This window comes from Streptococcus sp. 11-4097 (assembly GCF_018215285.2).
In the GTDB taxonomy this organism is placed as follows: Bacteria; Bacillota; Bacilli; order Lactobacillales; family Streptococcaceae; genus Streptococcus.
The window spans coordinates 353,168-379,686 of the sequence record NZ_CP185262.1; the positions used below are offsets into that span (position 1 = coordinate 353,168).

At 41.4% G+C, this 26,519-nt stretch carries 22 protein-coding genes; 15 read left to right on the plus strand and 7 right to left on the minus strand.

From position 1 onward, the window contains the following. Positions 1 to 239: 239 nt before the first annotated feature. The 6 genes from KB197_RS01880 to KB197_RS01905 form a co-directional block, all read right to left on the minus strand. Positions 240 to 5,825, minus strand: coding sequence for an alpha-L-fucosidase (locus KB197_RS01880; protein ID WP_212573518.1), 5,586 nt, complete (start codon positions 5,823 to 5,825; stop codon positions 240 to 242). A gap of 336 nt (positions 5,826 to 6,161) precedes the next feature. Further along, positions 6,162 to 6,638, minus strand: a complete 477-nt coding sequence (locus tag KB197_RS01885; protein ID WP_212573517.1) for a glutathione peroxidase — start codon at positions 6,636 to 6,638, stop codon at positions 6,162 to 6,164. Beyond that, positions 6,635 to 7,213, minus strand: coding sequence for a DUF3278 domain-containing protein (locus KB197_RS01890; RefSeq protein WP_084927874.1), 579 nt, complete (start codon positions 7,211 to 7,213; stop codon positions 6,635 to 6,637). Before KB197_RS01890 ends, KB197_RS01885 begins: the two co-directional genes overlap by 4 nt. A 26-nt stretch (positions 7,214 to 7,239) precedes the next feature. Then, positions 7,240 to 7,566 carry a hypothetical protein gene (locus KB197_RS01895; protein ID WP_064275933.1) on the minus strand — a complete coding sequence of 109 codons (327 nt, stop codon included), beginning with the start codon at positions 7,564 to 7,566 and terminating at the stop codon, positions 7,240 to 7,242. A gap of 10 nt (positions 7,567 to 7,576) precedes the next feature. Continuing rightward, complete coding sequence (locus KB197_RS01900) at positions 7,577 to 8,119, minus strand: DUF3278 domain-containing protein (protein WP_064275918.1); 543 nt, start codon at positions 8,117 to 8,119, stop codon at positions 7,577 to 7,579. A gap of 15 nt (positions 8,120 to 8,134) precedes the next feature. After that, positions 8,135 to 8,329: a helix-turn-helix transcriptional regulator gene (locus KB197_RS01905; RefSeq protein ID WP_001082471.1), complete on the minus strand. Its 195-nt coding sequence runs from the start codon at positions 8,327 to 8,329 to the stop codon at positions 8,135 to 8,137. A 166-nt stretch (positions 8,330 to 8,495) separates the two neighbouring features. Here KB197_RS01905 and rsmH point away from each other — a divergent pair, with 166 nt between their 5' ends. The 5 genes from rsmH to KB197_RS01930 all read left to right on the plus strand — a co-directional run bounded on the left by rsmH (position 8,496) and on the right by KB197_RS01930 (position 14,468). Next, positions 8,496 to 9,446: a 16S rRNA (cytosine(1402)-N(4))-methyltransferase RsmH gene (gene rsmH / locus KB197_RS01910; RefSeq protein ID WP_049551041.1), complete on the plus strand. Its 951-nt coding sequence runs from the start codon at positions 8,496 to 8,498 to the stop codon at positions 9,444 to 9,446. A 9-nt stretch (positions 9,447 to 9,455) separates the two neighbouring features. After that, positions 9,456 to 9,773 (plus strand): cell division protein FtsL, encoded by a 318-nt coding sequence (gene ftsL / locus KB197_RS01915; protein ID WP_000227824.1) that lies wholly within the window; start codon positions 9,456 to 9,458, stop codon positions 9,771 to 9,773. Positions 9,774 to 9,776: 3 nt separating this feature from the next. Continuing rightward, a complete protein-coding gene (gene pbp2X, locus KB197_RS01920) occupies positions 9,777 to 12,029 on the plus strand; it encodes a penicillin-binding protein PBP2X (RefSeq protein WP_064275919.1) in 2,253 nt (750 codons plus the stop codon). Position 12,030: 1 nt separating this feature from the next. After that, complete coding sequence (gene mraY, locus KB197_RS01925) at positions 12,031 to 13,011, plus strand: phospho-N-acetylmuramoyl-pentapeptide-transferase (RefSeq protein ID WP_212573516.1); 981 nt, start codon at positions 12,031 to 12,033, stop codon at positions 13,009 to 13,011. A gap of 200 nt (positions 13,012 to 13,211) precedes the next feature. Beyond that, a complete protein-coding gene (locus tag KB197_RS01930) occupies positions 13,212 to 14,468 on the plus strand; it encodes an ISL3 family transposase (protein WP_212574075.1) in 1,257 nt (418 codons plus the stop codon). Between the two features lie 38 nt (positions 14,469 to 14,506). Here the strand turns inward: KB197_RS01930 and KB197_RS01935 are convergent, their stop codons facing one another. Beyond that, complete coding sequence (locus KB197_RS01935) at positions 14,507 to 19,780, minus strand: SIALI-17 repeat-containing surface protein (RefSeq protein WP_212573715.1); 5,274 nt, start codon at positions 19,778 to 19,780, stop codon at positions 14,507 to 14,509. A 328-nt stretch (positions 19,781 to 20,108) separates the two neighbouring features. Here KB197_RS01935 and KB197_RS01940 point away from each other — a divergent pair, with 328 nt between their 5' ends. From KB197_RS01940 to yidD, 10 genes are all read left to right on the plus strand, one after another. Beyond that, positions 20,109 to 20,357: a YneF family protein gene (locus KB197_RS01940; RefSeq protein ID WP_000364990.1), complete on the plus strand. Its 249-nt coding sequence runs from the start codon at positions 20,109 to 20,111 to the stop codon at positions 20,355 to 20,357. 200 nt (positions 20,358 to 20,557) lie between these two features. Then, a complete protein-coding gene (racE, locus tag KB197_RS01945) occupies positions 20,558 to 21,352 on the plus strand; it encodes a glutamate racemase (RefSeq protein WP_049543738.1) in 795 nt (264 codons plus the stop codon). Next, positions 21,349 to 22,320 (plus strand): nucleoside-triphosphate diphosphatase, encoded by a 972-nt coding sequence (locus tag KB197_RS01950; protein ID WP_212573714.1) that lies wholly within the window; start codon positions 21,349 to 21,351, stop codon positions 22,318 to 22,320. The genes racE and KB197_RS01950 overlap by 4 nt, the downstream gene beginning before the upstream one ends. Continuing rightward, a complete protein-coding gene (locus tag KB197_RS01955) occupies positions 22,296 to 22,817 on the plus strand; it encodes a metallophosphoesterase (RefSeq protein WP_212573713.1) in 522 nt (173 codons plus the stop codon). The genes KB197_RS01950 and KB197_RS01955 overlap by 25 nt, the downstream gene beginning before the upstream one ends. Further along, positions 22,814 to 23,275 carry a cyclic-di-AMP-binding protein CbpB gene (gene cbpB / locus KB197_RS01960; RefSeq protein WP_064275923.1) on the plus strand — a complete coding sequence of 154 codons (462 nt, stop codon included), beginning with the start codon at positions 22,814 to 22,816 and terminating at the stop codon, positions 23,273 to 23,275. Before KB197_RS01955 ends, cbpB begins: the two co-directional genes overlap by 4 nt. Next, the gene (xerD, locus tag KB197_RS01965; RefSeq protein WP_290438328.1) at positions 23,272 to 24,006 is read left to right on the plus strand and encodes a site-specific tyrosine recombinase XerD; all 735 of its coding nucleotides are present in this window, start codon (positions 23,272 to 23,274) and stop codon (positions 24,004 to 24,006) included. Before cbpB ends, xerD begins: the two co-directional genes overlap by 4 nt. Beyond that, positions 24,006 to 24,734 carry a segregation/condensation protein A gene (locus KB197_RS01970; protein ID WP_064275925.1) on the plus strand — a complete coding sequence of 243 codons (729 nt, stop codon included), beginning with the start codon at positions 24,006 to 24,008 and terminating at the stop codon, positions 24,732 to 24,734. The genes xerD and KB197_RS01970 overlap by 1 nt, the downstream gene beginning before the upstream one ends. A gap of 18 nt (positions 24,735 to 24,752) precedes the next feature. After that, the gene (gene scpB, locus KB197_RS01975; RefSeq protein ID WP_064275926.1) at positions 24,753 to 25,322 is read left to right on the plus strand and encodes an SMC-Scp complex subunit ScpB; all 570 of its coding nucleotides are present in this window, start codon (positions 24,753 to 24,755) and stop codon (positions 25,320 to 25,322) included. After that, positions 25,309 to 26,031 (plus strand): pseudouridine synthase, encoded by a 723-nt coding sequence (locus KB197_RS01980; RefSeq protein WP_001222228.1) that lies wholly within the window; start codon positions 25,309 to 25,311, stop codon positions 26,029 to 26,031. Before scpB ends, KB197_RS01980 begins: the two co-directional genes overlap by 14 nt. Continuing rightward, positions 26,031 to 26,267, plus strand: coding sequence for a membrane protein insertion efficiency factor YidD (yidD, locus tag KB197_RS01985; protein ID WP_061759315.1), 237 nt, complete (start codon positions 26,031 to 26,033; stop codon positions 26,265 to 26,267). Before KB197_RS01980 ends, yidD begins: the two co-directional genes overlap by 1 nt. Positions 26,268 to 26,519 lie beyond the last annotated feature (252 nt).

The window sequence follows — 26,519 nt, forward strand, 5'->3', positions numbered from 1 at the left end:
TTATGGTCTTTCTGACGAGATTAGACAAGAAGCCCTATCTTTTTTAGATAGTCGTTTACTTGAAATTGTTGTTGAATTTGAAAATACTTATCCCAAATAATCATTCTGTTTTATAGATACTAAGATATCCATAGAAATTTATGGATATCTTTTGATTTATATATAGAAAAAGAGAAGACCGGCTGGTCTTCTCTTTGGGGGAACTAGAATCATTGAAAAGAATTAAGTAAAGATTTTAATTAGTCTTTGAAATTCTTTTGGAAGATGAGTAGAGACAATACTGAAGTAATAGCAGCCAAGAATAAGAAGGCATTTGCTTCTTGCTCTCCAGTTTCTGGGAGTTGTTTTGCCTTGGCTTGTTTAGCTGTAGTAGCAACAGGTGCTTTTTCATCTTTTCTTGGTGAATCTTCTGTTACAACTGCAGGAGCTGGTTTTTCAGTTTCTCTAGGTAGAACATACTCAGGGAGAGTCACAACTGGTGGTGCCTCTGTTCCTACAGAACTTTGTTTAGTTCCGACTTCAATCACTCTATCTAGAGCTGGAGTTGATTTGGTTTGGACTACCTTGCGATTGTTACCATCTACTTCGACATACTCAATTAGCAGGCCGTCTTTCCCTTCTGCTAGAACTTTCTCTTTTCCTTTGTCTAATTGTGGATTTTCGCGACGGATAGTCTTGAATGGTAGCACCTTCTTGACAATATCCAGACTTGGAAGTTGGAAGACAAGCTCTTTAACCCCTTCTTCAGGACTTGAAGAAGTAATTGGTTTTTCAGGTTGTTTCGGTTCAACCGGTTTTTCTGGTTGGCTAGGTTGCAATTGCTTGATTTGTTCAAGAGCGTTGTTGAGGGCTTTATTGACGTCTTCTTGAGTCTTAGCCTCTTGAATAGCTGCGATTGCTTTGTCAGTAATTTCAACTAATTTCTTCTTAGCATCGTTGTTGGCACCAAGCTCAGCCACTTTTTTCTCGATAGCTTCAGTCAGGCTAGCCATAGCCTTATCATAATTGATTTCAGGCTGTTCAGGTTGTTTTGGTTCAACCGGTTGTTCTGGACTTGTTTCGTCTCCAGGTTTTTGGTAATTTTCGTTTTTGCTAAGAATATCTTGCAAAGCAGTGACTGTTGACATCACATCTTGTACATTTACCGTATCAGAACTTAATTGTGCAGTGAGTTTATCAAGATTAGACTTAAATGCTTGACGTGCAGTTGCTGTATTTTTCAAACCACTTGGATCAAAGTTAGATAAGTCGTCTTTCCATTTAGAGAGAGATTGAAGGATTTGTGTTTTGCTGTAGAGTTCGCTTCCTTCACCACGAGTGATGAATTGATCCACCTGGATACCGATGTTTCGAGACAAATCGTTTCGATCAGAATCGAGTTGAAGGGTGACTGCGTGCAAGTTTTCGTCCAGACCTTTTAGGCTAACCAGAGTTTGATTGCCTTGGCGTTGGGCAGCGTGACCGCTAAAGTATTTCTTACCATCAATAGTCGAAGCATTTCCCATGCCCTCTTGGTAAGGAACTTCTTTGCCATCTAGGAAGACTTTGTAGATACCATGATTTGGATCAACATAGCCCTTGATATCAATTCCAGTACCGTAGAAGTAGGCTGTGACAGTTGTCTTTTTCTTTTGTTCATCAGTTAAGCGACCAAAGGAAGCCCAAGACTCCGTTTTTTGGTACTTGTCTGCCGAATTGGTTTCATGGTGCCAGCCAGGACTGTAATCCAACTGACTAGCTTGGTCATCATAACTTGTTTGATCCTTGATCAGCAATTCAGCTTTCATCACTTGGATGGTTGCATCGGTAGCAAAACCGAGCAGGGCACCATCAGTGACAGAAGTGAGCTTGGCTTTGAAGTCAAAGATAGAGTCGGCTTGTTCTGTAAAGTCAATCGTTGGGATGGTAACAGTCTTTTCTGTTTCTCCATCTTCAAAAGTCACATCTTGAGTTGTATCTTGGTAAACTTTACCGTGAACCCCAGTTCCAGGTTCTGTGATGAAGCGAACAGTAGCAGTTCCCTTGCTTCCACCAACACGTTTAATTTTAACAGTGACTGGTTTTCCTTTTTCGACTTCGTAGTTAGTAGACTCAAGTTCAAACATTCCTTTGCTATCATTGTTTAGGGTGTAGATCCCTTCTGTAGCAATTGGTTCACCTGTTTTATTAACAAGGGTAATGGTATGCTGGCCAGGTGCTAAATCGTCTGTTTCATATACTTTTTGGCTGCGTTTACGGCTAGTGTTCTTAGTTTGCACATCCGCAACTTTTTGGCCATCAACGTAGACGGACATTTCTCCATGACCTGGGTCAACTGTAGAGACGACATAAGCCTTGGTTCCTGTGAAAGTATAGCTTACTTTGGCATCTTTTTGATTGGTCCACATAGAAGTGCCACGAACACCTTCAGATTCATTGTACCAAGTTGTACCGGCTGTATCCGCTGTTGTATTTGAGTGGTATTCAAGTCCAAGAGGGTAGCCGTCTGTCTTTTCGATACTACTTGGTGTCTTGTAGACTGAGAAGTTGGTTAAGATTGGAGTTGCTTGAGCTCCGGTGATGGTTACACGGATTTTTTGTGCCTCTACAGGCTTGCCTTGAATCAAGCGACGGTAACCAACAGTTGAACCTTCTCCGTAAGTTACCCAGCGACCGTTGATTTCGACTTCAATCTTGAAACCAGAGATACGTTGACCTTTAGCGATGTCTTCCTTGAGTTCGACAACGTCAAAGCGTCTCTTTTGTCCCAAATCGACTGTGAAGCTACCTGTTGTGGCATCATTTGAGAGCGCCCAGCTGGTATCGTCTTTGCCGTCTGTCAGGTGACTTTCTTTATAGAGGTGGTTCTGACGAGTAGAGCTTGCTGTTACAGTCGCTCCTTTGGCAAAGTCAGTTGCATACATTTGGTCTAGGGTTGCTTTGAATTCCTTCAAGCGAGCCACATCAGCATCTGCGAATTTTCCTTCTTTGTTTGGTGGAATGTTGAGAAGAAGTGGCGTTCCACGACCAACAGACTTGAAGTAGATATCCATCAATTCTTTGAGGGATTTTGGTTGCTGATTATCGTGGTAGAACCAGCCAGAGCGGATGGAAACATCTGCTTCCCCTACAGAGTACATATCTCCGTCAGGGTCACCGTGGTTAAGGTATTCGTTCTTAACATTTTCGGTGATGTTGGCTTTCTTGACCTTATGCCATACAGGGTCACCTGCGATACCACGCTCATTTCCAATCCAACGGATACTTGTTGGTTGTGCAGAGAAGATAGCGATATCTCCTTCAGCTTCCTTAATGTATTTGAACCATTCGTCAAAGGTGTAGGTTACTTTCTGGGCACCGCTACCACGCGCACCATCCATCCAAACTTCGATAAATTTACCCTTATTACCGTATTTTGGATTACCAAGGATTTCTTTTAGTTGATTGAGGTAGTATTCGTTGTATTCTTTTTGAGTAGCTACCTTATATTTAGGGCTATTAACATCCCATGGTGATAGGTAAACACCCATGTTCATATCGTATTTAGTAGCCGATTTAGAGATTTCTTCTAGAAGGTCACCCTTTCCATCTTTCCATGGACTTGCAGCTACGGTATGATTTGTATATTTAGATGGGTAAATAACGAAACCATCGTGGTGTTTGACAACCATAATAGTTCGTTTAAAGCCAGTTTCCTTTAGAGTACGGATCCATTGATCTGTATCTAAGTTAGTTGGATTGAAGTTTTTAGGGTCTTCATTTCCATGTCCCCACTCAGAATTAGTATAAGTATTCATACCATAGTGGATGAAGGCGGCTAATTCTTCCTTGTGATAATCAAGTTGAGCCTTGCTTGGAAGGGGACCGTGATTTCCAATTTCTGTTTCCTTATCTTCTGGATGAGCAGCAGGTAAAACAGTTGAAGTCGGATTAGAGCTATCAGAGATTTTTTCGTATTCAAAGACAACATCATTCACACCCTTGTGCTGGATGCTGGCTTCTAAGCGTGGAGTGATTGCGCGGTAGCCTGCGATTTCTTTTGCTTCAAAAGTGTTTACAAATGAAACATCGTATTCTTTTCCGTCATTATTATCAGTAACAACATCTGCTAATTCTTGCTCTGAGCCTTTCAAACGATAATGAATGGCAAATGAACCTTTATTCACTTTATAAACCACCTTGATGACCCGTGTTCCTGGAGCTGTTTTGCTGACGACGTTGTAGGTCCACTCATCTTTGAGTTGTTTGCTGATTTCGACGCCATCAATAGAGACAATCTGGTATTTCTCTTGATTTTTTGTATAGAAGTCAGTCTTAGCGATTTCTTTTTTGAAGTCATAATCAAAAGCTGTTCCAACTTCAGTTTTTTCAATAAAAGTATCATCAGTTTTGATTGGATTACCAGTTTCATCTACGTGTTGAACAACTACACGTCCGTAATCGATTCCTTTAATGAGTGTCGCAACACCATTTTCATCGAAAGAATATTGATTTTCGCCAATAACAGCAGTTTTATTTCTGAACATTTCTCCTTCAGGAGTAAAGTAATATCGTTTCCCATTATCACCTTGGTACCAACCTTTGACACCATATTTAGCGATAATATCTTTTACCCATTTTACTTGCTCGGGTGAGAGGACGATTCCGCCACCGAAGCGGTCTTTGTCAGGGATGCCGTTTTCAATTGTGCCGTGTTGGTGAACACCGACTACTTTACCATCACCGTTGATAATACCAGCACCTGAAAGGCCTGAAACAGAAGTCATATGATAGGTGATGCCTTTTGAGCCTTTATCATCATAATTATCAACAGATTTCACGACACCATCAGCCTTGTAAAGTTGACCAGCTACAATTGGTTTTTTGAGCTCAGGTGAGCTTGAATCAGTTGGATATCCAATCGTGCTAACAGGGTCCCCAGGTTGATAGGTTTTATTTTCTGCCAAGGGAACAAAGGTAGCAGCTTTATTTGGACTAGCGATTTGAAGAGGAACAGGTGCTACAACAGCAGCCAAGTCATTTTGATATCCTTTTCCAAATTCTTTCTTGTTCCAAAAATGAATATCTTCTTCTTTGAATAGAGTAGTATTACCCGTTACAGGTTGAGAATTGCGAACAGCAGAATTAGAACCGAGGTTATAGTAAAACTTAGCAGAATCTCCGCCTCGAATATGTCCTTCTTTTGTATCACGGTTTGATTCTAAAAAGTTGTGGGCAACAGTCAAGATGACATTTGGTGCCACAAAAATACCAGAACCAGACACGATATAGCGTTGGGAACCACCATTGTAAATAGTGTAAATCATACTAGCAGCAGTAGCAGGTTGTCCTTCATAAGGGACGTGCTTCAAATCTAGACCACCGTTGATAATTGCACGATTACCATTTTCAGCTTCTTTTGGAAGTTCTTCCTTGTTTTTTAGAATGCTTTCTGTCTCAACTTTAGGGCTATCCTTCTTGTCTACGATTGCTGAAGTATCTATGTTTTTCACGGGTGCATCAGGATAAGCTTGATCGTGGATTTCTTCAGGAAGCAAGTCAGTAGTTTTAGTTTCTGCTACAGTCTTCTCTTCTACTGGTTTAACAGTTTTTTCTGCTTTCTCTGCTTTCTCTGACTCTTGAGGTGTAGAAATTACAGGACTTTCATTTTTGACTTCTGGTTTGGTTTTTTCAACTTCGGCCAATTTTTCTACATTTGGTTGAGAGCTTGTAGTTTCAATTTTTGCTTCGTCAGCTAGTGCTGTACCAGATGCAAAAAAAGCGAGTCCGACCATAACCGAAGCAACTCCAACGGTTAATTTTCTGATGCTAAAAGTTTGCTCTTTTTCAAAAAGGTATCGATTCATAATGTACTCCTAGTTTGAATCAAGACAGTCAGCTACTGTCTGAGCCCAAGTATGACTTGGAAACGATTTTCTTTAGCGATAGTTAGATTTTGTGCAATAGTTTGAGACTAATTACCCCCTCTGTTTAAGCGCTTTCATTTTAGAATAAAAAAATTAAAATTGTTATCTTAATCTTTAAAATAACTTAAAAACCTTAACATAACAAATATACTAAATTGTTCCAAGAAATGCAATAGAGAAAGTAAACCTAATTTAAAGAAATTCTTTCACTTTTTAAAGAAAAAAATACATCCTTTTAAGAATTAAACTGAATGAAAGAATGTATTCAAAAAAAAGTCAGAGTAATTTTTGTATCGCCTCTTCAATTTGTTTTGGGTCTGTTTTTGAAGAGAAGCGTTCAAAGACCTGACCATCACGACCGATAAGAAACTTAGCGAAATTCCATTCGACTCGTTTTCCCAGTGGGCCAGATTTTTGTTCTTTCAACCAAACATAGAGAGGATCTGCTTCCTTACCGTTGACCTTTATCTTGGCAAAACGTGGGAAGGTGGTCTGATAATGTAGGCTACAGAAGGTGTTGATTTCCTCTGCGCTGCCTGGTGCTTGTCCCATAAACTGATTGCAAGGGAAGTCTAAAATCTCAAAACCCTGTTCTTGATAGCGATCATAGAGTTCTTGAAGTCCTTGGTACTGGGGCGTTAAACCGCATCCAGTAGCAGTGTTGACAACCAAGAGAACCTTACCACGATAGGTCTCTAGTGGAGTTTCTTGATTGTCTTGGTTCAAGACTGAAAAATCGTATAGTGAAGTCATTGCTTGCTTTTCTCCTTCTGTTTGGTATTTTTAGGAGTTTTCTCCTCCTGTAGTGATAGAAATCCGTAGGTTAGGGTTCCGAAAATACTACCGATAATGAGGCCATACATCAGGAAAGGACCACTTTTATCGAATTGCAAGAGCAATTTCACAAAATCTGAAAGGGACATCTGCTGAACGAAGACTTTATGAAAGATGAGTAAGGTAAAGAAGCCAATCTGAATACCGATAAACACAATCCAGCTTCGGAATTTGATTTGGGCTTTGCTGTAGGTTTTGAGAATGATTTCTGATTTGTCATCCTTTTCAAGATGAAGCTCTTGGACGGCTTTTTGAGCTTTTATACTCATGAACAAAATGAGTCCAAAATAGATGTAGGGCATAACATTTCGAACAATTTCTATAAAGCTTCCGAACAAAATATAGAATAGGAAGAGAATGAAGGAAGAGTAAAAGATTTGGATCATGGAACGGGCGCAAGCCTTGTAGATAACCTCTTGACGGCATTCATCAAAAGGTCCTTGGATATGAAAGAAATTTCGAAGTAGGCGAGTTGTTAAGTCTTCTTTTTTCATGGGTGATTTCTCCTAAATGAACGATGCTATTTTGTTTCTTTTACGAATTGATAGAGATAATAAAGATAAGTGATAGAAGAAAGGATAGCGATAGTTAGCAGTATATAATATTTCCAATTGCTTGAAATGAGCGTCAGTTGTGGTAAGGATAGAATCATAAAGAATAGTGCTAAGTTGAGTATGCGCGTTTTTTGGGAGTCAATCTTTAGATAAGTCAATCCTTTGTTGAGTGCTGGAACAAAGACTGGAAGGAAGACTATATCGTAGATTGGCAAGTTCCCTGAAACGATGATGAAGATGAGCAGAGAACTGAACAAAAGATGATAGGTAAGTAAAGTTACTAGTGATTCTATAAGGCACCTCCTAATCCTCATCTTGATCTTTCTTAGCTTTTGCAATGCGACGGGAGATGAGGAACTGTATGCTCGCTCCGAAGAAAATAGAACCGAGAATGCTTGATACACCATTTCTTATAGTGAGGAGAGAATGAAAATAGTCCTGACCTTCACCTATGAGTATACTGAGAAGAGGAGTTATAAAAAACATCCATAGACCAAAGAACAAACCTGCTTTCAGACCTGGGTAATGTAGTTGCTTGCTTTCTTTCTCATTCAGCATATCTGGATCAATAGCTGTAATCCCTGTTTTTTTCATTTGGTAGGTGAGATAGCTAGCAGCGATGAGGGCAATCACTAAAATCAGAGGAGGATAGATCAGAGCCACTAGTTGAGGGAATTTATAGGCTAGAAGGAGTGGAATAAGATTTCCGAAAATCATCAGATAAAAGAGGATGATAAAGACTTGGTTCCCAATACGATCGATCTCACGCCGTTTGTATTCGTCAAGGGGACCAGAAATACCGTATGTGCGTTTGATCAGTTTTTCAGTGAAGGTTTCTTTTTTCATGAGTTGGCTCCTTTTTTAAAAATTATCCTCCCAAAAGAGACTATTGAGGTCAGTTTGGAGGCTGCGGGCGAGATTGAGACAGAGTTCCAGGGTTGGATTGTACTTGTCGTTTTCAATCATATTGATGGTCTGTCTCGAGACACCGATATCCTTGGCGAGTTCGAGCTGGGAAATGCCCAGTTCCTTGCGAAATTCTTTCACACGATTCATCTGGACTCCTTTCTGATTTATGTCGTATATATTTGACTACATTATATTCTTCTATGGAGTAGATGTCAAGCATATTTGACATATTTCTTAAAGAAATCTTACTTGTTTTTGCCCTATTTGTCTGACTAGTGCAAGCTAGTCAGATTTGTGGTAAAATAGATAAGATATGACAAAAGAATTTCATCATGTAACGGTCTTACTCCATGAAACGATTGATATGCTCGACGTAAAGCCTGACGGTATCTACGTTGATGCGACTTTGGGTGGAGCGGGCCATAGCGAATATTTATTAAGTAAATTAAGTGAAAAAGGCCATCTCTATGCCTTTGACCAGGACCAGAATGCCATTGACAATGCGCAAAAACGTTTGGCACCTTACATTGAAAAGGGAATGGTGACCTTTATCAAGGATAACTTCCGTCATTTACAGGCACGTTTGCGCGAAGCTGGTGTTCAGGAAATTGATGGAATTTGTTATGACTTGGGAGTGTCTAGTCCTCAATTGGACCAGCGTGAGCGTGGTTTTTCTTATAAAAAGGATGCGCCACTGGACATGCGCATGAATCAGGAGGCTAGTTTGACTGCCTATGAGGTGGTGAACCACTATGACTATCATGACTTGGTTCGTATTTTCTTCAAGTATGGTGAGGATAAATTCTCTAAACAGATTGCGCGTAAGATTGAACAAGCACGTGAAGTCAAGCCAATTGAGACAACGACTGAGTTGGCAGAGATTATCAAGTCTGCTAAGCCTGCCAAGGAACTCAAGAAAAAGGGCCATCCTGCCAAGCAGATTTTCCAGGCTATTCGAATTGAAGTTAACGATGAACTAGGGGCGGCAGATGAATCTATCCAGCAGGCTATGGAGATGTTGGCTCTAGATGGTAGAATTTCAGTGATTACCTTTCATTCCCTGGAAGACCGCTTGACAAAGCAATTGTTTAAGGAGGCTTCAACAGTGGAAGTTCCAAAAGGTTTACCTTTCATTCCAGATGATCTCAAGCCCAAGATGGAATTGGTATCCCGTAAGCCAATCTTGCCAAGTGCAGAAGAATTAGAAGCCAATAACCGCTCGCACTCAGCTAAGTTGCGCGTGGCCAGAAAAATTCACAAGTAAGAGGAAAAAATGGTAGATAAGAAAGAAACAACCAGTCAATTCTTGCAGAATCGTATAAAAAAATTCTCACGTGTGGAGAAGGCTTTTTATCTTTCCATCGCTTTTACGGCTCTCGTTTTAGCAGTGAGTATCATCTTTATGCAGACACGACTCTTGCAAGTGCAAAGTGATTTAACAAAAATCAATGCGCAGATAGAGGAAAAGAAGACAGAGCTGGATGATGCTAAGCAGGAAGTGAATGAATTGATTCGTTCCGAGCGCTTGAAAGAAATTGCAGATAAAAAAGATTTGAAATTGAATAATGAAAATATCCGAACAGCGGAGTAAGATATGAAATGGACAGAAAAAATAACCCGATTTGCGATAAAAAATCGTAAGTCTCCAGCAAAAAACCGTAGGATAGTTGGCAAGTACCTCAGCTTTTTAGCTGTTGCCCTTTTCGGCCTCTTTTTGGCCAATTTTGCTTATATTATCGCAAAAGGTAATATATTTGGTACTGACTTGGTAAAAGAGGCTAAAAAGGTTCACCAAACAACCCGAACAGTTCCTGCCAAACGTGGGACTATCTATGACCGAAATGGAGTGCCTATCGCTGAAGATGCGACCTCTTATAACGTGTATGCTGTTATTGATAAAAAATACAAGTCAGCAACTGGAAAAATTCTTTATGTAGAGGATTCGCAGTTTAATAAGGTAGCTGAAGTCTTCCATAAGTATTTAGACATGGATGAAGCTTATGTGAAAGAGCAATTAGCTCAACCAAATCTGACCCAAGTTTCCTTTGGTGCAAAAGGAAATGGGATTACCTATGCCAATATGATGGCTATTAAAAAAGATTTGAAAGATGCTAGTGTGGAAGGGATTGACTTTACAACTAGCCCTAACAGAAGCTATCCAAATGGACAATTTGCTTCTAGCTTTATTGGCTTAGCCCAACTTCATGAAAATGAGGATGGTAGTAAGAGTTTGTTAGGGACTTCTGGTTTGGAGAGTTCTTTAAATACCATTCTTGCTGGGACAGACGGTATTATTACCTATGAAAAAGACCGTGTAGGAAATATCGTACCAGGTACAGAACTGGTATCGCAACAAACTGTGGATGGCAAGGATGTTTATACAACATTGTCTAGTCCGCTACAATCTTTCATGGAAACTCAGATGGATGCCTTTCTAGAAAAAGTAAAAGGTAAGTATATGACCGCGACCTTGGTCAGTGCAAAGACCGGTGAAATTCTCGCTACCACCCAACGACCTACCTTTAATGCAGATACTAAAGAAGGAATCACTGAGGACTTTGTTTGGCGTGACATTCTTTATCAAAGTAACTATGAACCAGGATCAACCATGAAGGTTATGACGTTAGCTTCTTCTATTGATAATAATACCTTCCCAAGTGGAGAATACTTCAATAGCAGTGAATTAAAAATAGCGGATGCGACGATTCGAGATTGGGATGTTAATGATGGTTTGACTACTGGTAGGATGATGACTTTCTCACAAGGTTTCGCTCACTCCAGTAATGTTGGAATGAGTCTACTTGAACAAAAAATGGGAGATGCTACTTGGTTGGATTATCTAAACCGCTTTAAATTTGGGGTCCCAACTCGCTTTGGTTTGACAGATGAATACGCTGGTCAACTTCCAGCTGATAATATTGTCAATATTGCTCAAAGCTCATTTGGGCAAGGGATTTCAGTAACACAAACACAAATGCTTCGTGCCTTTACAGCTATTGCTAATGATGGAGTTATGCTGGAGCCAAAATTTATAAGTGCTATTTATGATACTAACAATCAGTCTGTACGAAAGTCTCAAAAAGAGATTGTAGGAAAACCTGTATCTGAAGATGCAGCAAGCTTGACTCGTACTAACATGATATTAGTTGGGACGGACCCTCTATATGGAACTATGTATAATCACTACACAGGAAAGCCAATTATAACAGTTCCTGGACAAAATGTAGCAGTTAAATCCGGTACGGCTCAAATCGCTGATGAGAAAAATGGAGGATACTTGGTTGGTTCTACCAATTATATTTTCTCAGTTGTGACTATGAATCCTGCTGAAAATCCTGATTTTATCTTGTATGTAACGGTTCAACAGCCTGAGCATTATTCAGCTGCCCAGTTGGGAGAGTTTTCCAATCCAATCTTGGAGCGGGCTTCAGCGATGAAAGAATCTCTGAACCTTCAATCTCCAGCTAAGAATTTAGATCAAGTGACGACAGAATCTTCGTATGCAATGCCTAGCATCAAGGATATTTCACCTGGTGATTTGGCGGAAGCCTTACGTCGAAATATTGTGCAACCAATCGTTGTTGGTACTGGAACAAAGATTAAAGAGACTTCTGTAGAAGAAGGAAAAAATCTTGCACCAAACCAACAAGTTCTCCTTTTATCGGATAAGGTAGAAGAAATTCCAGATATGTATGGCTGGAAAAAAGAGACTGCTGAGGCCTTTGCTAAATGGTTGGATATTGAGCTGGAATTTGAAGGTTCAGGTTCTGTTGTTCAGAAGCAAGACGTTCGGACTAATACAGCTATCAAAAACATTAAAAAAATTAAATTAACTTTAGGAGACTAATATGTTTATTTCTATCAGTGCTGGAATTGTGACATTTTTACTAACTTTAGTAGGAATTCCGGCCTTTATCCAATTTTATAGAAAGGCGCAAATTACAGGCCAGCAGATGCATGAGGATGTCAAACAGCACCAGGCAAAAGCTGGGACTCCTACAATGGGAGGTTTGGTTTTCTTAATTGCTTCTGTTTTAGTTGCTTTCTTTTTCGCCCTATTTAGTAATCAACTCAGCAATAATGTTGGTATGATTTTATTTATCTTGGTTCTTTATGGTTTAATCGGATTTTTAGATGACTTCCTCAAGGTCTTCCGTAAAATCAATGAGGGCCTTAATCCCAAACAGAAATTGGCTCTTCAGCTTCTAGGTGGTGTCATTTTCTACCTTTTCTATGAGCGCGGTGGCGATATGCTTTCTGTCTTTGGTTACCAAGTGCATCTAGGGATTTTCTATATTGTCTTCGCTCTTTTCTGGCTAGTCGGTTTTTCAAACGCAGTAAACTTGACAGACGGTATTGACGGTTTAGCTAGTATTTCCGTTGTGATCAGTTTGTCTGCCTATGGAGTTATTTCCTATGTGCAAGGTCAGATGGATATTCTTCTAGTGATTCTTGCCATGATTGGTGGTTTGCTTGGTTTCTTTGTCTTTAACCATAAGCCTGCTAAAGTCTTTATGGGGGATGTGGGAAGTTTGGCTTTAGGTGGAATGCTGGCAGCTATCTCTATGGCCCTCCACCAAGAATGGACTCTCTTGATTATCGGAATTGTTTATGTTTTTGAAACAACTTCGGTCATGATGCAAGTTAGTTATTTCAAACTGACAGGTGGTAAACGTATTTTCCGTATGACGCCTGTGCACCACCATTTTGAGCTTGGAGGATTGTCTGGTAAGGGAAGTCCTTGGAGCGAGTGGAAGGTCGACTTCTTCTTTTGGGGAGTGGGGCTTCTAGCAAGTCTTTTGACGCTAGCCTTTTTATACCTACTGTAAAAAATAATCTTTTATTGATAAAAGAAACCAGGATGAAGCTTATCTTCATCCTGGTTTTTGTGTGCTTAAAAGTTAGGGCTCTATAATATTTGTAGTGGGTAAATCCCCTATAGATATTATGGAGCCTATTTTTGTGTAGAAAAAAAGTCCCATATGACCTATAATGAAAAGCGACGAAACAACTCATTAGAAAGAATCATATGGAACCATTACATTTTATCACAAAACTACTCGATATCAAAGACCCTAATGTCCAAATTATGGATGTTGTTAATAGAGATACCCACAAGGAAATCATCGCTAAACTGGATTATGAGGCCCCATCTTGTCCTGAATGTGGAAGTCAAATGAAGAAATATGACTTCCAAAAACCATCGAAAATTCCTTACCTTGAAACAACTGGTATGCCTACCAGAATCCTCCTTAAAAAGCGTCGTTTCAAGTGCTATCATTGCTCTAAAATGATGGTCTCACAGACCTCTCTCGTCGAGAAAAATCACCAAATTCCTCGTATTATCAACCAAAAAATTGCGCAAAAATTGATTGAAAAAACTTCTATGACCGATATCGCTCATCAACTGGCTATTTCAACTTCAACTGTCATTCGCAAGCTTAATGACTTCCGTTTTAAGCATGATTTTTCTCGTCTTCCAGAGATTATGTCTTGGGACGAGTATGCCTTTACCAAGGGAAAGATGAGTTTCATTGCACAAGATTTTGATAATCTTAACATCATCACTGTTCTTGAAGGCAGAACACAGGCTATCATACGAAATCACTTTCTGCGCTACGAGCGAGCTGTTCGTTGTCAGGTGAAAATCATTACGATGGATATGTTTAGTCCTTATTATGCCTTGGCTAAACAGCTTTTTCCATGTGCTAAAATCGTTCTAGATCGATTTCACATTGTACAACACTTAAGCCGTGCTATGAGTCGTGTTCGTGTCCAAATCATGAATCAATTTGAGCGAAAATCCCATGAATACAAAGCCATCAAGCGCTACTGGAAGCTCATACAGCAGGATAGTCGTAAACTCAGTGATAAACGTTTTTATCGCCCTACTTTTCGCATGCACTTAACAAATAAAGAAATTCTAGACAAGCTTTTGAGCTATTCAGAAGACTTGAGACACCACTACAATCTCTATCAGCTCTTACTTTTTCACTTTCAGAACAAGGAGCCAGACAAATTCTTCGGACTTATTGAGGACAATCTAAAGCAGGTTCATCCTCTTTTTCAGACTGTCTTTAAAACCTTCCTCAAGGATAAAGAAAAGATTGTCAACGCCCTTCAACTACCCTATTCCAACGCCAAATTGGAAGCGACCAATAATCTCATCAAACTTATCAAGCGAAATGCCTTTGGTTTTCGGAACTTTGAAAACTTCAAAAAACGGATTTTTATCGCTCTCAATATCAAAAAAGAAAGGACGAAATGTGTCCTTTCTCGATCTTAGCTTTTCTTCAACCCACTACAGTTGACAAAGAGCCAAAGTTAGTTGGATTCATCCTTTTTACTCTTAAGTAGAAAAGTTGCTGTTAGGACTAGACTCAATCCTGACAAGAATAGTAGTGGATTGGATGTTTCACCAGTAGCTGGAAGTTGTTCTTTAGGAGAATGATTTGCCGATTGGACAAGGTCTGGACTAGATGAAACTTGCTCAGAGCTGTTGGCTAATGGTTTGATATCTGTTTCACTTGGTTTTTGCTCTGCAGTAGTTGATGCTCCATTAGCTTGATAAACAACTGCATAGGTGCTGAAATGACTAGTCGTAAATTCTGCCATTCCCTCGCGAATAGTAAAATCGAGTGCCTGTAACTCTTTTGATGGAGTTAGGTAGTAGACATTTTCGACAGCAGAGGAAATAGGCAAGCGGACCAAGACAGTTCCTTTTGGTTGTAAACTATGATCTGTTGAATTTTTAAGGTGAAGATCGTAAGCATCATAGGTCTTACCAAATAGTTCTTGAGCTAATACACGTCTGCTAGAAATGTGAGAAATTCCCTCTAAGTCAGTCGCTCCTCCAATAATTTCAACTTTAGTCTTTTCATCCTTTAAGACACGAAGTTTATATTCAGGAACAGAAACGGTAGGCGGTTGTTCTTGTCCCGCTGTCCCGACAGGTTGAGTGTACTCAGGGATAGAAACAGTAGGCGGTTGTTCTAGTCCTGCTGTGCCGATAGGTTTAGTGTACTCAGGAATATTTACTACAGGCGGTTGTTCCTGTCCAGCCGTTCCGATAGGTTTAGTGTATTCAGGGATAGAAACAGTAGGCGGTTGTTCCTGCCCAGCAGTTCCGATAGGCTCAGTGTACTCAGGAATAGAAACGGTAGGTGGCTGTTCTTGTCCCGCTGTGCCGATAGGTTTAGTGTACTCAGGAATGTTTACTACAGGCGGTTGTTCCTGTCCGGCTGTACCTATAGGTTTAGTATACTCCGGAATATTTACTACAGGCGGTTGTTCCTGTCCAGCTGTACCGATAGGCTTAGTGTATTCAGGAATTTCTACAATAGGAGCAGGGGCATCTCCCTTGCTTGTAGTTGGCTGCTGATTCTCAAGCTTCTTCTCATCCTTTTTGGTAAAGACAGCTACTACAGGACTGCTTGTTGTATTTCCCTGGATAGAATAAGCTTCTATCGCATTTCCAATTTTTCGATTGGTTTCGTCAGGGATAGGGATTTGTACCTGATTATCTTGAATTGATAAGACAGTCTGATCTCCAGTCGTAACTAGATGATTATCGTCTATCCTGCGTAAAACGAGTGGATCTTTGATGCCTGGGAAGGTCACAGCGATAGCTTCCCAATCTCCAGCTGGAAGAGTTAAAGAGATGTTTTTATCCCCTTCCTTAAGTGGTGCGATACTTGGACTATCCAAGCTTACAGCTGGAGCCTTAATCACATCAAATGAATCTAGAGAAATTTTCTTGCGACCTGCTGGTGAATTTGGATCAACTTTCAATGTCAAAATATGATTACCATCGGTCAGATTAGTAAATTCTCCAATTAAGGTTGCCTTTTGGGTAGCGCCAGCAGTGTAGAAGTCTAGACTTGGCATTTCTTTTCCATCCAGTGTCACGAGAGCTTTTCCGAGAGCGGATGTTTTAAGTCCGTAAATTCGAATACCTGTTCCAGTAAATGGAATGGTTGCTTGAGCTTCTGAAGCGGTACTTGGGTCGGCGTTATTGATGTCCGCATATTTTTCTGTGCTCTTATATAATTCAGTATCGCTCCAGTCTTTGAATTGAGATCCGTATTGAATGCGAGAGTCACGGTCATCCATTTTTTCAATAGTTGTTCCTTGTCCAGGTAAAACTTTAAAGTAGTCTAAGGAGATTTTGGAACGTTCACTTCCACGGTGTTTATGCTCTTGTTTTACAGTGATAGTCATCACATGAGCACCATCTGACAATCCTGTGAAGCGACCGATAAGGCTACCTTTTTCAGTTGCACCTGCAGTATAGAAGTCCAGTTCACCGACTGATTTACCATCGATCTTGACTTCAGCGATTCCCAATTCAGATGATTTGAGACCATAGATTTCAATGCCAACACCATTGAAAGGAATGGTTGCTGTCGCATCTTTATCTGTATAGTTACCTAGTGAAAGATCGGCAAACTTCTCTGTTCCTCCAAATAATTCTGAGTCTGCCCAGTTTCCAAATGCAGAACCGTATTGGATTCGGCTATCGCGGTCATCCATCAATTGGTTATAGGTTTCGACATTGGACTTTTCGGATACCTGTGTAGAAACATTACCCAGCATAGCCTTAACAGTATAAGTGTAGGCGAGTTGAGGATCGAGTGAACGGTCGATAAAATGGGTTTGATTGGTCACAAATTCTCTGCTTGCAGAGGTTTGGCCGGATTCGTCTTTCACTTGTCTTTGGATAACATAGTGGGTAGCGCCTTCTACTTGGTTGAAGGTAAGTTCGGCAGTGACGCCATTTTGTCTAACTGCTGTCAGACTGGTTACACGACCAGGGAAATGTTCAAAGGTAATGACATCACCTTTTTGTGTTGCCAGTTGAATGCGGCCATCTTTAAGAACAGTTGCTTTGACAGATTTACCATTAACCTTAACCTGACTGGCTTCGATATTTGGATAATCTACAACTAGGTCTCCACCGACATTTGAAAGGAAGGACAAGCTTTGCAGGTTTTTATCTTTCCACTTCATGCTGACTTCAAAGTTACCGCGAGCAACCAGACCAGAAACCTGACCGTCTTTCCAAGCATCTGGAAGGGCTGGCAATGGTGCAATGTAGCCAGTGTGTGATTGAAGAAGCATTTCTGCAATTCCACTGGTTGCTCCAAAGTTTCCATCGATTTGGAAAGGTGCGTGCGTATCCCAAAGGTTTTCTAGGGTTGAATATTTGAGCTGTTCAGCGAGCAAGCGATGGGCACGGTTACCGTCTAAGAGACGAGCCCAGAGGTTGATTTTATTGGCCTTAGACCAACCAGTACCGCCATCTCCGCGATGGTTCAAAGTTGCACGCGCAGCTTCTAAGTATTCAGCCTGGTCCTTGCTAAAGAGCGTACCTGGGAAGAGACCAACTAGATGGGAAACGTGACGGTGGTTGTTTTCAATCCCTTCATTAGTGAATTGTGGACTGTCTTCTTCGTACCATTCCTTGATGCGTCCCTCTTTGTTGATGTGAAGTGGTTTTAGTTTGTCAAATTTAGCCTTGACCTCTGTAACTAAGTCTTTGTCGACATTCAGATGGTTGGCGACTTCCATGTAGTCATGGAATAGCTGCCAGACTAGTGATTGGTCAAAGGTATTTCCAATGGTAATTGTACCGTGTTCAGGTGAATAGGATGGAGAAGATACCCAACGGTCGCTGGCCTGGTCATAGTGCAAGAAGGAGTTCCAGAACTTAGCAGTTTCCTTGAGCATTGGATAGATCTTTTCTTTGAGATAAGTCTCATCCTTGGTGAATTTATAGTAGTCATAAACGTTCTGCATCATCCAAGCATTAGCTGCTGGCGACCAACCCCAATAGTAATTCCAACCAGGGGTAGTCCAGCCAAATGGTGTCGCCTGGGTATGAACCAGCCAGCCATTTTCTTGTCCATCTTTGGATTCGATACCGGCGTATTCCTTAGCAGCGATACGGCCATAGTAACGCATATCGTCAATGTAATTGATCATTGGCTTGGCTGTTTCAGCTAGATTGCTCATGTAGGCTGGCCAATAGTTCATTTGCAAGTTGACATTGAGGTGGTAGTCAGCGTTCCAAGGTGGATTGTCTACGGCATTCCAGACTCCTTGTAGGTTGGCAGGAAGGGCATCTGTCCGATCACGAGATGAACTAATCAATAAATAACGTCCGTATTGGAAGAAGAGTTCTTCCAGTTTTTGCCCTTTGCTAGGGTTATAGGTCTGAAGGGCCTCTTTTGTCGTTTGAGCAGCATTGCTTCCACCTAGGTTTAGTTTGACGCGGTTAAAGAGGCTTTGATAGTCTTTGATATGGTTCTTTTTAAGTGTCTCGTAGTCTTTGCCCCTAGCTGCTTCTACAATGCCTTTAACTGTTTTTTCGAGGTCAATGTCTTTGCGATAGTTTGTTTTTGGATTCTGAGCAAAGTTAGTCTTGGCACTGAGTAAAAGCGTAGCGTAGCTAGCTCCTGTGATTGTTAAACTATCCTCATGGACAGTAACTTTTCCGTCCGTTTTAATTCCTAGATAGGATGCGAACTGGAGGCCATTATCTTTGACTGTACCTTTTAGTAGGATACCATTTGGGTCTGTCGTAACATGGCCACTCTTGTAGTTAGAATATTCCGCTGAGTAGTCTCCGTTAGCAAGTAAATCTTCTGTTAAGCTATTCCAAACTGTAAAATCAAGTTTTTTGTCCCCTTTTTGGGTCAAGTGAGTAACAGTAACATCATCAGGGTAACTTGAGAAGGTTTCTCTTTTAAAGGTCGTTCCATCTTGGGTGTAAGAAGTTGTAGTAGTGGCTTCTGTGATATCCAAACCACGGTGATAGTCTGTAACTGTATCCAGCCCCTTTTTCTGGTTATTGAAGACCATGAAGATATCACCAAAGGCTAGATAACGTCCATACTGGGCGTTGTTTGGTCCAACTAGATTTTGTTCAGCTAATCGTTTGGCTTTTTGGCGATCTCCGTCTTCAAGAGCCTTACGAATTTCTGCTAAAATTTTATACCGTTCCTGATAGTTTCCTCCGTTATAGTCGGTACTGTCGGGACGCGGACCACCTGACCAAAGAGTTTTTTCGTTGTATTGGATTCTCTCCTCGCCGATGAGACCAAAAACCTTAGCACCCATTTCACCATTCCCAACTGGGAGTGCTTGTTTTTCCCAGCCATCATAGGAAGGAGCTGTTGGTCGATCATAGTTTAGCTGATAGTTGCTTTGTTCTGTCACAGGTAGTTCTTGTTTTTCGGTTTCCTTATTTTCATTAGGTTTTACAATAGCCTCAGTACTGGCTTGATTAGTTGTAGCAGAAGTAACATCAGCATTAGCGGGTTTACTTTCAGAAGAACTATTATTAGCTAGAACTGGTTTTGTATGATCAATTGGCACGTTTGGCTGTGTATGCTCAGTTGATTCACTTGCTTTCGTTATAGTGTCTGTCTTAACTGTGGTCTTCTCTAATGCAGGCTCGTTTTGCTGTACTTCAATAGTATCAGCAGAGACGGTATGACTAGCTAGAAAAACCGCTCCAAGCAAAACAGAGGCTGTGCCGACTGTTAGCTTTCGAATACTGTAGCGACAGGATTTCTCCCTCCAAATTTTTTCCATAGAAACCTCCTTTATTAATTAAAAGCGCTTTCATTTTTATGAAGCAAACTCTTGTTTCTATATTGTCTTGTTAATCTAATTTTACCAGCTAATGAAGTGTTGTCAAGAGGATTAGAGAAGGATATATATTTGATATTGTTTTGTATTAAAAAAGTGGAGGAAACGAATGGTAAGAGAGTGTATTTTTTATATTCTTTCTAGTTTTGACTAGAACAATAAGCCAACTTTAATTACAGCCTACTCATCTCTGAAAGCGTAAAACAAACTAGTCAGGGTGGCTAGTTTGTGGTATAATGAAAGAGACTCAAAAAGAAACAGGAGAAAAATGATGGATTTACTTTTAGCAATTGTATTGATTGTGCTAGCTTTTCTAGGAGGAGCTCTTGGAGGAATGTACTTGGTTCGTAAGCAAATTGAAAAAGAATTCGCTGACAACCCACGTTTGAATGCTGAAGCAGTTCGTACTCTTTTGAGTGCAAATGGTCAAAAACCAAGCGAAGCTAAGGTACAACAAGTTTACCACCAAATCATCCGCCAACAAAAGGCAGCCCTTGCTAACAATAAAAAGAAAAAATAAATAAGGAAAAGTCTGGGATGAAAGTTCCAGACTTCTCACTATGTTGGCTATGGTTTTAGGGATGAGACTTTTTCCTTGCATTCTATTGATATTTGATTATGATTAAGAGAGATAGTTGTTGATGAAGTTGTTCTTCAGTTCATAAAGACAAGTAATCATAATGAACTATCAATCAGAAAAAAGACTAGAAAGAAGACTGTATGGATAATCGACCAATTGGTTTTTTGGATTCGGGTGTCGGGGGCTTGACCGTTGTGCGCGAGCTCATGCGCCAACTTCCCCATGAAGAAATCGTCTATATTGGAGATTCGGCACGCGCGCCTTACGGGCCCCGTCCTGCTGAGCAAATTCGTGAATATACTTGGCAGTTGGTCAACTTTCTTTTGACCAAGGATGTCAAAATGATTGTCATTGCTTGTAATACAGCGACTGCGGTCGTCTGGGAAGAAATCAAGGCTCAACTAGATATTCCTGTCCTAGGTGTAATTTTGCCAGGAGCTTCGGCAGCCATCAAGTCCAGCCAAGGTGGGAAAATCGGAGTCATTGGAACGCCTATGACGGTACAATCTGACATCTACCGACAGAAAATCAATGATCTGGATCCGGACTTACAGGTGGAGAGTTTGGCCTGTCCCAAGTTTGCTCCCTTGGTGGAGTCTGGGGCTCTGTCAACCAGTGTCACTAAGAAAGTAGTTTATGAAACCCTACGTCCCTTGGTTGGAAAGGTGGATAGCCTGATTTTGGGTTGTACCCATTATCCGCTTCTTAGACCCATTATTCAAAATGTCATGGGACCAAAAGTTCAGCTCATCGATAGTGGGGCAGAGTGCGTACGGGATATCTCGGTTTTACTCAATTATTTTGAAATCAATCGTGGTCGCGATGCTGGACCACTTAATCACCGTTTTTACACAACAGCCAGCAGCCAAAGTTTTGCACAAATTGGTGAAGAATGGCTGGAAAAAGAAATTCATGTGGAGCATGTAGAATTATGACAAATAAAATTTATGAATACAAGGATGACCAGGACTGGTATGTCGGGTCCTATAGTATTTTTGGTGGCGTCCGGACGTTGACTGATGAAGACTTGGATTTCCCTCTGGTTGGATTGGCCAAAATCTTTCGAGACGAGGAACGAGGTTTTCCTATTTTGGTTACTGTTTTACGCTATGGTTCTCGCTACCGTTTATTGTCTTTTGTGGTAGATATACTAAACCAAGAAGCAGGTCGCAATCTAGAAGTCATCCAACGTCAGGGAGCCCTGCTCTTGGTTGAAAATGGGCAGCTCTTGTATGTAGAATTGCCTAAAGAAGGGGTCAATGTTCATGATTTCTTTGAGACAAACAAGGTTAGAGAAACCTTGTTGATTGCGACTCGTAACGAAGGCAAGACCAAGGAATTTCGTGCTATCTTTGACAAGTTAGGCTACGATGTGGAAAATCTCAATGACTATCCTGACCTGCCTGAAGTAGCAGAAACAGGCATGACCTTTGAAGAAAATGCCCGTCTCAAGGCAGAAACCATTTCACAGTTAACAGGCAAGATGGTTCTGGCAGATGATTCTGGGCTCAAAGTCGATGTTCTAGGTGGCTTGCCAGGTGTCTGGTCAGCTCGTTTTGCAGGTGTGGGAGCAACTGACCGTGAAAACAATGCTAAACTCTTGCACGAATTGGCCATGGTCTTTGAACTCAAGGACCGCTCGGCTCAATTCCATACAACCCTAGTCGTAGCCAGTCCAAACAAGGAAAGCTTGGTTGTTGAAGCAGACTGGCCAGGCTACATTAACTTTGAACCTAAGGGTGAAAATGGCTTCGGCTATGACCCTCTCTTCCTTGTAGGAGAGACAGGCAAGTCCTCAGCTGAATTAACCCTTGAAGAAAAAAATAGTCAATCTCACCGTGCCTTAGCCGTTAAGAAACTTTTGGAGGTATTTCCATCATGGCAAAGCAAACCATCATTGTAATGAGCGATTCCCATGGCGATAGCTTGATTGTGGAAGAAATCCGTGATCGCTATGTGGGCAAAATTGACGCCGTTTTTCATAACGGCGATTCTGAACTGCGTCCTGATTCTCCCCTTTGGGAAGGCATCCGTGTTGTTAAAGGGAATATGGACTTCTACGCCGGCTACCCAGAACGTTTGGTGACCGAGCTTGGTTCGACCAAGATTATCCAAACTCATGGTCACCTGTTTGACATCAATTTCAACTTTCAAAAGTTGGACTACTGGGCTCAGGAAGAAAAAGCCGATATCTGTCTCTATGGTCACTTGCATGTGCCAAATGCTTGGATGGAAGGAAAGACTCTTTTTCTAAATCCAGGTTCTATCAGTCAACCACGTGGGACCATCAGAGAATGTCTCTATGCTCGTGTGGAGATTGATGACAGTTATTTCAAAGTGGACTTTTTGACACGAGACCACGAGGTGTATCCAGGCTTGTCCAAGGAGTTTAGCCGATGATTGCCAAGGAGTTTGAGACTTTCTTGTTGGGGCAGGAGGAAACTTTTTTGACTCCTGCTGGAAATCTGGCCGTGTTGATTGATACTCACAATGCGGATCATGCGACCCTCTTGCTCAGTCAGATGACCTATACCCGTGTTCCCGTTGTGACAGATGAAAAACAGTTTGTTGGGACGATTGGGCTCAGAGATATTATGGCTTATCAGATGGAGCATGACTTGAGTCAAGAAATCATGGCAGATACGGATATCGTTCATATGACGAGAACGGACGTAGCGATCGTCTCGCCTGATTTTACCATTACGGAGGTCTTGCACAAGCTAGTGGATGAGTCCTTCCTCCCTGTAGTAGATAAGAATGGTATCTTCCAGGGAATTATCACACGTAAGTCTATCCTCAAGGCAGTGAATGCCCTCTTGCATGACTTTAGTAAGGAATATGAGATTCGATGCAAATGAGAGACAGGATTTCAGCCTTTTTAGAGGAAAAGCAGGGCTTATCTGCCAATTCCAAGCAGTCCTATAAGTATGATCTGGAACAATTTTTAGACATTGTAGGCGAGCGGATTTCTGAGACCAGTCTCAAGATTTACCAAGCTCAGCTAGCCAATCTAAAAATCAGCGCCCAGAAGCGAAAGATTTCGGCCTGTAACCAATTTCTCTACTTTCTCTATCAAAAAGGAGAAGTGGATAGTTTTTACCGATTGGAATTAGCTAAACAAGCTGAAAAGAAGACCTCAAAACCAGAACTGTTAAACCTAGACTCTTTTTGGCAGGAAAGTAATTATCCAGAGGGGCGTTTACTGGCTCTTCTTATTTTAGAAATGGGGCTCTTGCCGAGTGAGATTTTAGCTCTAAAGGTTGCGGATATCAATCTGGACTTTCAGGTGTTGCGAATCAAGAAGGCTTCCCAACAGAGGATTGTCACCATTCCTACAACCTTGCTTTCAGAGTTGGAACCCTTGATGGGCCAGACCTATCTCTTTGAAAGGGGAGGGAAAGCCTATTCTCGTCAGTGGGCCTTTCGTCAGTTAGAAGCTTTTGTCAAGGAGAAAGGTTTTCCAGCCTTATCGGCCCAAGCCTTGCGGGAACAGTTCATTCTCAGACAAATAGAAAACAAGGTCGATTTGTACGAAATTGCAAAAAAATTAGGATTAAAAACAGTCCTGACCTTAGAAAAATATAGATAATGGATATTAAATTAAAAGATTTTGAAGGGCCCCTGGACTTGCTCTTGCATCTGGTTTCTAAGTATCAGATGGATATCTACGATGTGCCCATTACGGAAGTCATTGAACAGTATCTAGCTTATGTCTCAACTCTGAAGGCCATGCGTCTGGAAGTGACGGGCGAGTACATGGTTATGGCCAGTCAGCTTATGCTGATCAAGAGCCGCAAGCTTCTTCCAAAGGTGGCAGAAGTGACAGACTTGGAGGATGACCTAGAGCAGGATCTTCTCTCTCAAATCGAAGAATACCGCAAATTCAAGCTCTTGGGTGATCACTTGGAAGCCAAGCACCAAGATCGGGCCCAGTATTATTCCAAAGCGCCGACAGAGTTGATTTACGAAGATGCGGAGCTCGTGCATGACAAGACGACCATTGACCTCTTCTTGGCTTTTTCAAATATCCTAGCCAAGAAAAAAGAGGAGTTTACTCAGAACCACACGACAATCTTGCGGGATGAGTATAAGATTGAGGACATGATGGTTATCGTGAAAGAGTCCTTGACTGGACGAGATCAATTGCGCTTGCAGGATTTGTTCAAGGAAGCCCAGAATGTCCAAGAGGTCATTACCCTCTTTTTGGCAACCCTAGAGTTAATCAAAACCCAGGAGCTGATCCTCGTGCAAGAGGAGAGTTTCGGAGATATCTATCTCATGGAAAAGAAGGAAGAAAGTCAAGTGGCCCAAAGCTAGACTTGATAGAGAGGAAAGATGAGTACTTTAGCAAAAATAGAAGCGCTCTTGTTTGTAGCGGGTGAAGATGGGATTAGAGTCCGCCAGTTAGCTGAACTCCTCTCTCTGCCACCGACAGGCATCCAACAGAGTTTAGAAAAATTAGCCCAGAAGTATGAAAAGGACCCAGATTCCAGTTTGGCTCTGATTGAGACAGGGGGCGCTTATAGATTGGTGACCAAGCCTCAATTTGCAGAGATTTTGAAGGAATATTCAAAGGCACCTATCAACCAGAGTTTATCTCGGGCTGCTCTTGAGACCTTGTCCATCATTGCCTACAAACAGCCCATCACACGGATAGAGATTGATGCCATCCGTGGGGTCAACTCGAGTGGGGCCTTGGCAAAGTTGCAGGTCTTTGACTTGATACGAGAAGACGGGAAAAAAGAAGTGTTGGGACGCCCCAACCTCTATGTGACAACAGATTATTTCCTAGACTACATGGGGATAAATCATTTGGAAGAATTACCAGTGATTGATGAGCTTGAGATTCAAGCCCAAGAAAGCCAATTATTTGGTGAAAGGATAGAAGAAGATGAGAATCAATAAATATATTGCCCACGCAGGTGTGGCCAGTAGGAGAAAAGCAGAAGAGCTGATTAAGCAAGGCTTGGTGACGGTTAACGGCCAGGTGGTACGTGAGCTTGCAACCACTATCAAGTCAGGCGACAAGGTTGAAGTTGAAGGTCAACCTATCTACAACGAAGAAAAGGTTTATTATCTGCTTAACAAACCACGTGGTGTGATTTCCAGCGTGACAGACGACAAGGGTCGCAAGACGGTTGTCGACCTCTTGCCAAATGTCAAAGAGCGTATTTATCCAGTTGGACGTTTGGACTGGGATACATCAGGGGTCTTGATTTTGACCAATGATGGGGATTTTACAGATGAGATGATTCACCCTCGTAATGAGATTGATAAGGTTTATGTCGCGCGTGTTAAAGGTGTGGCCAATAAGGATAATCTCCGCCCCTTGACCCGTGGACTTGAGATTGATGGTAAGAAAACCAAGCCGGCTGTCTATGAGATTCTCAAAGTGGACCCAGTTAAAAACCGCTCTGTGGTACAGTTGACCATCCATGAAGGGCGTAACCACCAGGTTAAAAAGATGTTTGAAGCTGTCGGTCTCCAAGTGGACAAGTTGTCACGGACCCGTTTTGGACATCTAGACTTGACAGGACTCCGTCCAGGAGAATCCCGTCGTCTTAACAAAAAAGAAATCAGCCAACTACATACCATGGCTGTAACCAAGAAATAATGAAACGAATTTTAATAGCGCCTGTGCGCTTTTACCAACGTTTTATCTCGCCAGCCTTTCCCCCCTCTTGTCGCTTTGAGCCAACTTGTTCTAACTACATGATTCAGGCTATTGAAAAACATGGCTTCAAGGGTGTTTTGATGGGCTTGGCTCGGATTTTACGTTGCCATCCCTGGTCGAAAACAGGTAAGGACCCCGTCCCAGACCACTTTTCTTTAAAGAGAAATTCAAAATAATACTCAATGAAAATCAAAGAGCAAACTAGGAAACTAGTCGCAGGCTGCTCAAAACAGTGTTTTGAGGTTGTAGATGAAACTGACGAAGTCAGCTCAAAATACTATTTTGAGGTTGTAGATAGAACTGACGAAGTCAGTAACATCTATACGGTAAGGCGACGTTGACGTGGTTTGAAGAGATTTTTGAAGAGTATAAATTGGATTCTAATGTATAAAACACAGATAGATGATACTTGGTATTGATCAAGTGCC

What these genes read in the sequence shown, in the direction of transcription:
- KB197_RS01880 (WP_212573518.1), bottom strand. Translation starts at nt 5,825, where the DNA reads ATGAATCGATACCTTTTTGAAAAAGAGCAAACTTTTAGCATCAGAAAA.
- KB197_RS01885 (WP_212573517.1), bottom strand. Translation starts at nt 6,638, where the DNA reads ATGACTTCACTATACGATTTTTCAGTCTTGAACCAAGACAATCAAGAA.
- KB197_RS01890 (WP_084927874.1), bottom strand. Translation starts at nt 7,213, where the DNA reads ATGAAAAAAGAAGACTTAACAACTCGCCTACTTCGAAATTTCTTTCAT.
- KB197_RS01900 (WP_064275918.1), bottom strand. Translation starts at nt 8,119, where the DNA reads ATGAAAAAAGAAACCTTCACTGAAAAACTGATCAAACGCACATACGGT.
- KB197_RS01905 (WP_001082471.1), bottom strand. Translation starts at nt 8,329, where the DNA reads ATGAATCGTGTGAAAGAATTTCGCAAGGAACTGGGCATTTCCCAGCTC.
- rsmH (WP_049551041.1), top strand. Translation starts at nt 8,496, where the DNA reads ATGACAAAAGAATTTCATCATGTAACGGTCTTACTCCATGAAACGATT.
- ftsL (WP_000227824.1), top strand. Translation starts at nt 9,456, where the DNA reads ATGGTAGATAAGAAAGAAACAACCAGTCAATTCTTGCAGAATCGTATA.
- pbp2X (WP_064275919.1), top strand. Translation starts at nt 9,777, where the DNA reads ATGAAATGGACAGAAAAAATAACCCGATTTGCGATAAAAAATCGTAAG.
- mraY (WP_212573516.1), top strand. Translation starts at nt 12,031, where the DNA reads ATGTTTATTTCTATCAGTGCTGGAATTGTGACATTTTTACTAACTTTA.
- KB197_RS01930 (WP_212574075.1), top strand. Translation starts at nt 13,212, where the DNA reads ATGGAACCATTACATTTTATCACAAAACTACTCGATATCAAAGACCCT.
- KB197_RS01935 (WP_212573715.1), bottom strand. Translation starts at nt 19,780, where the DNA reads ATGGAAAAAATTTGGAGGGAGAAATCCTGTCGCTACAGTATTCGAAAG.
- KB197_RS01940 (WP_000364990.1), top strand. Translation starts at nt 20,109, where the DNA reads ATGGATTTACTTTTAGCAATTGTATTGATTGTGCTAGCTTTTCTAGGA.
- racE (WP_049543738.1), top strand. Translation starts at nt 20,558, where the DNA reads ATGGATAATCGACCAATTGGTTTTTTGGATTCGGGTGTCGGGGGCTTG.
- KB197_RS01950 (WP_212573714.1), top strand. Translation starts at nt 21,349, where the DNA reads ATGACAAATAAAATTTATGAATACAAGGATGACCAGGACTGGTATGTC.
- KB197_RS01955 (WP_212573713.1), top strand. Translation starts at nt 22,296, where the DNA reads ATGGCAAAGCAAACCATCATTGTAATGAGCGATTCCCATGGCGATAGC.
- cbpB (WP_064275923.1), top strand. Translation starts at nt 22,814, where the DNA reads ATGATTGCCAAGGAGTTTGAGACTTTCTTGTTGGGGCAGGAGGAAACT.
- xerD (WP_290438328.1), top strand. Translation starts at nt 23,272, where the DNA reads ATGAGAGACAGGATTTCAGCCTTTTTAGAGGAAAAGCAGGGCTTATCT.
- KB197_RS01970 (WP_064275925.1), top strand. Translation starts at nt 24,006, where the DNA reads ATGGATATTAAATTAAAAGATTTTGAAGGGCCCCTGGACTTGCTCTTG.
- scpB (WP_064275926.1), top strand. Translation starts at nt 24,753, where the DNA reads ATGAGTACTTTAGCAAAAATAGAAGCGCTCTTGTTTGTAGCGGGTGAA.
- KB197_RS01980 (WP_001222228.1), top strand. Translation starts at nt 25,309, where the DNA reads ATGAGAATCAATAAATATATTGCCCACGCAGGTGTGGCCAGTAGGAGA.
- yidD (WP_061759315.1), top strand. Translation starts at nt 26,031, where the DNA reads ATGAAACGAATTTTAATAGCGCCTGTGCGCTTTTACCAACGTTTTATC.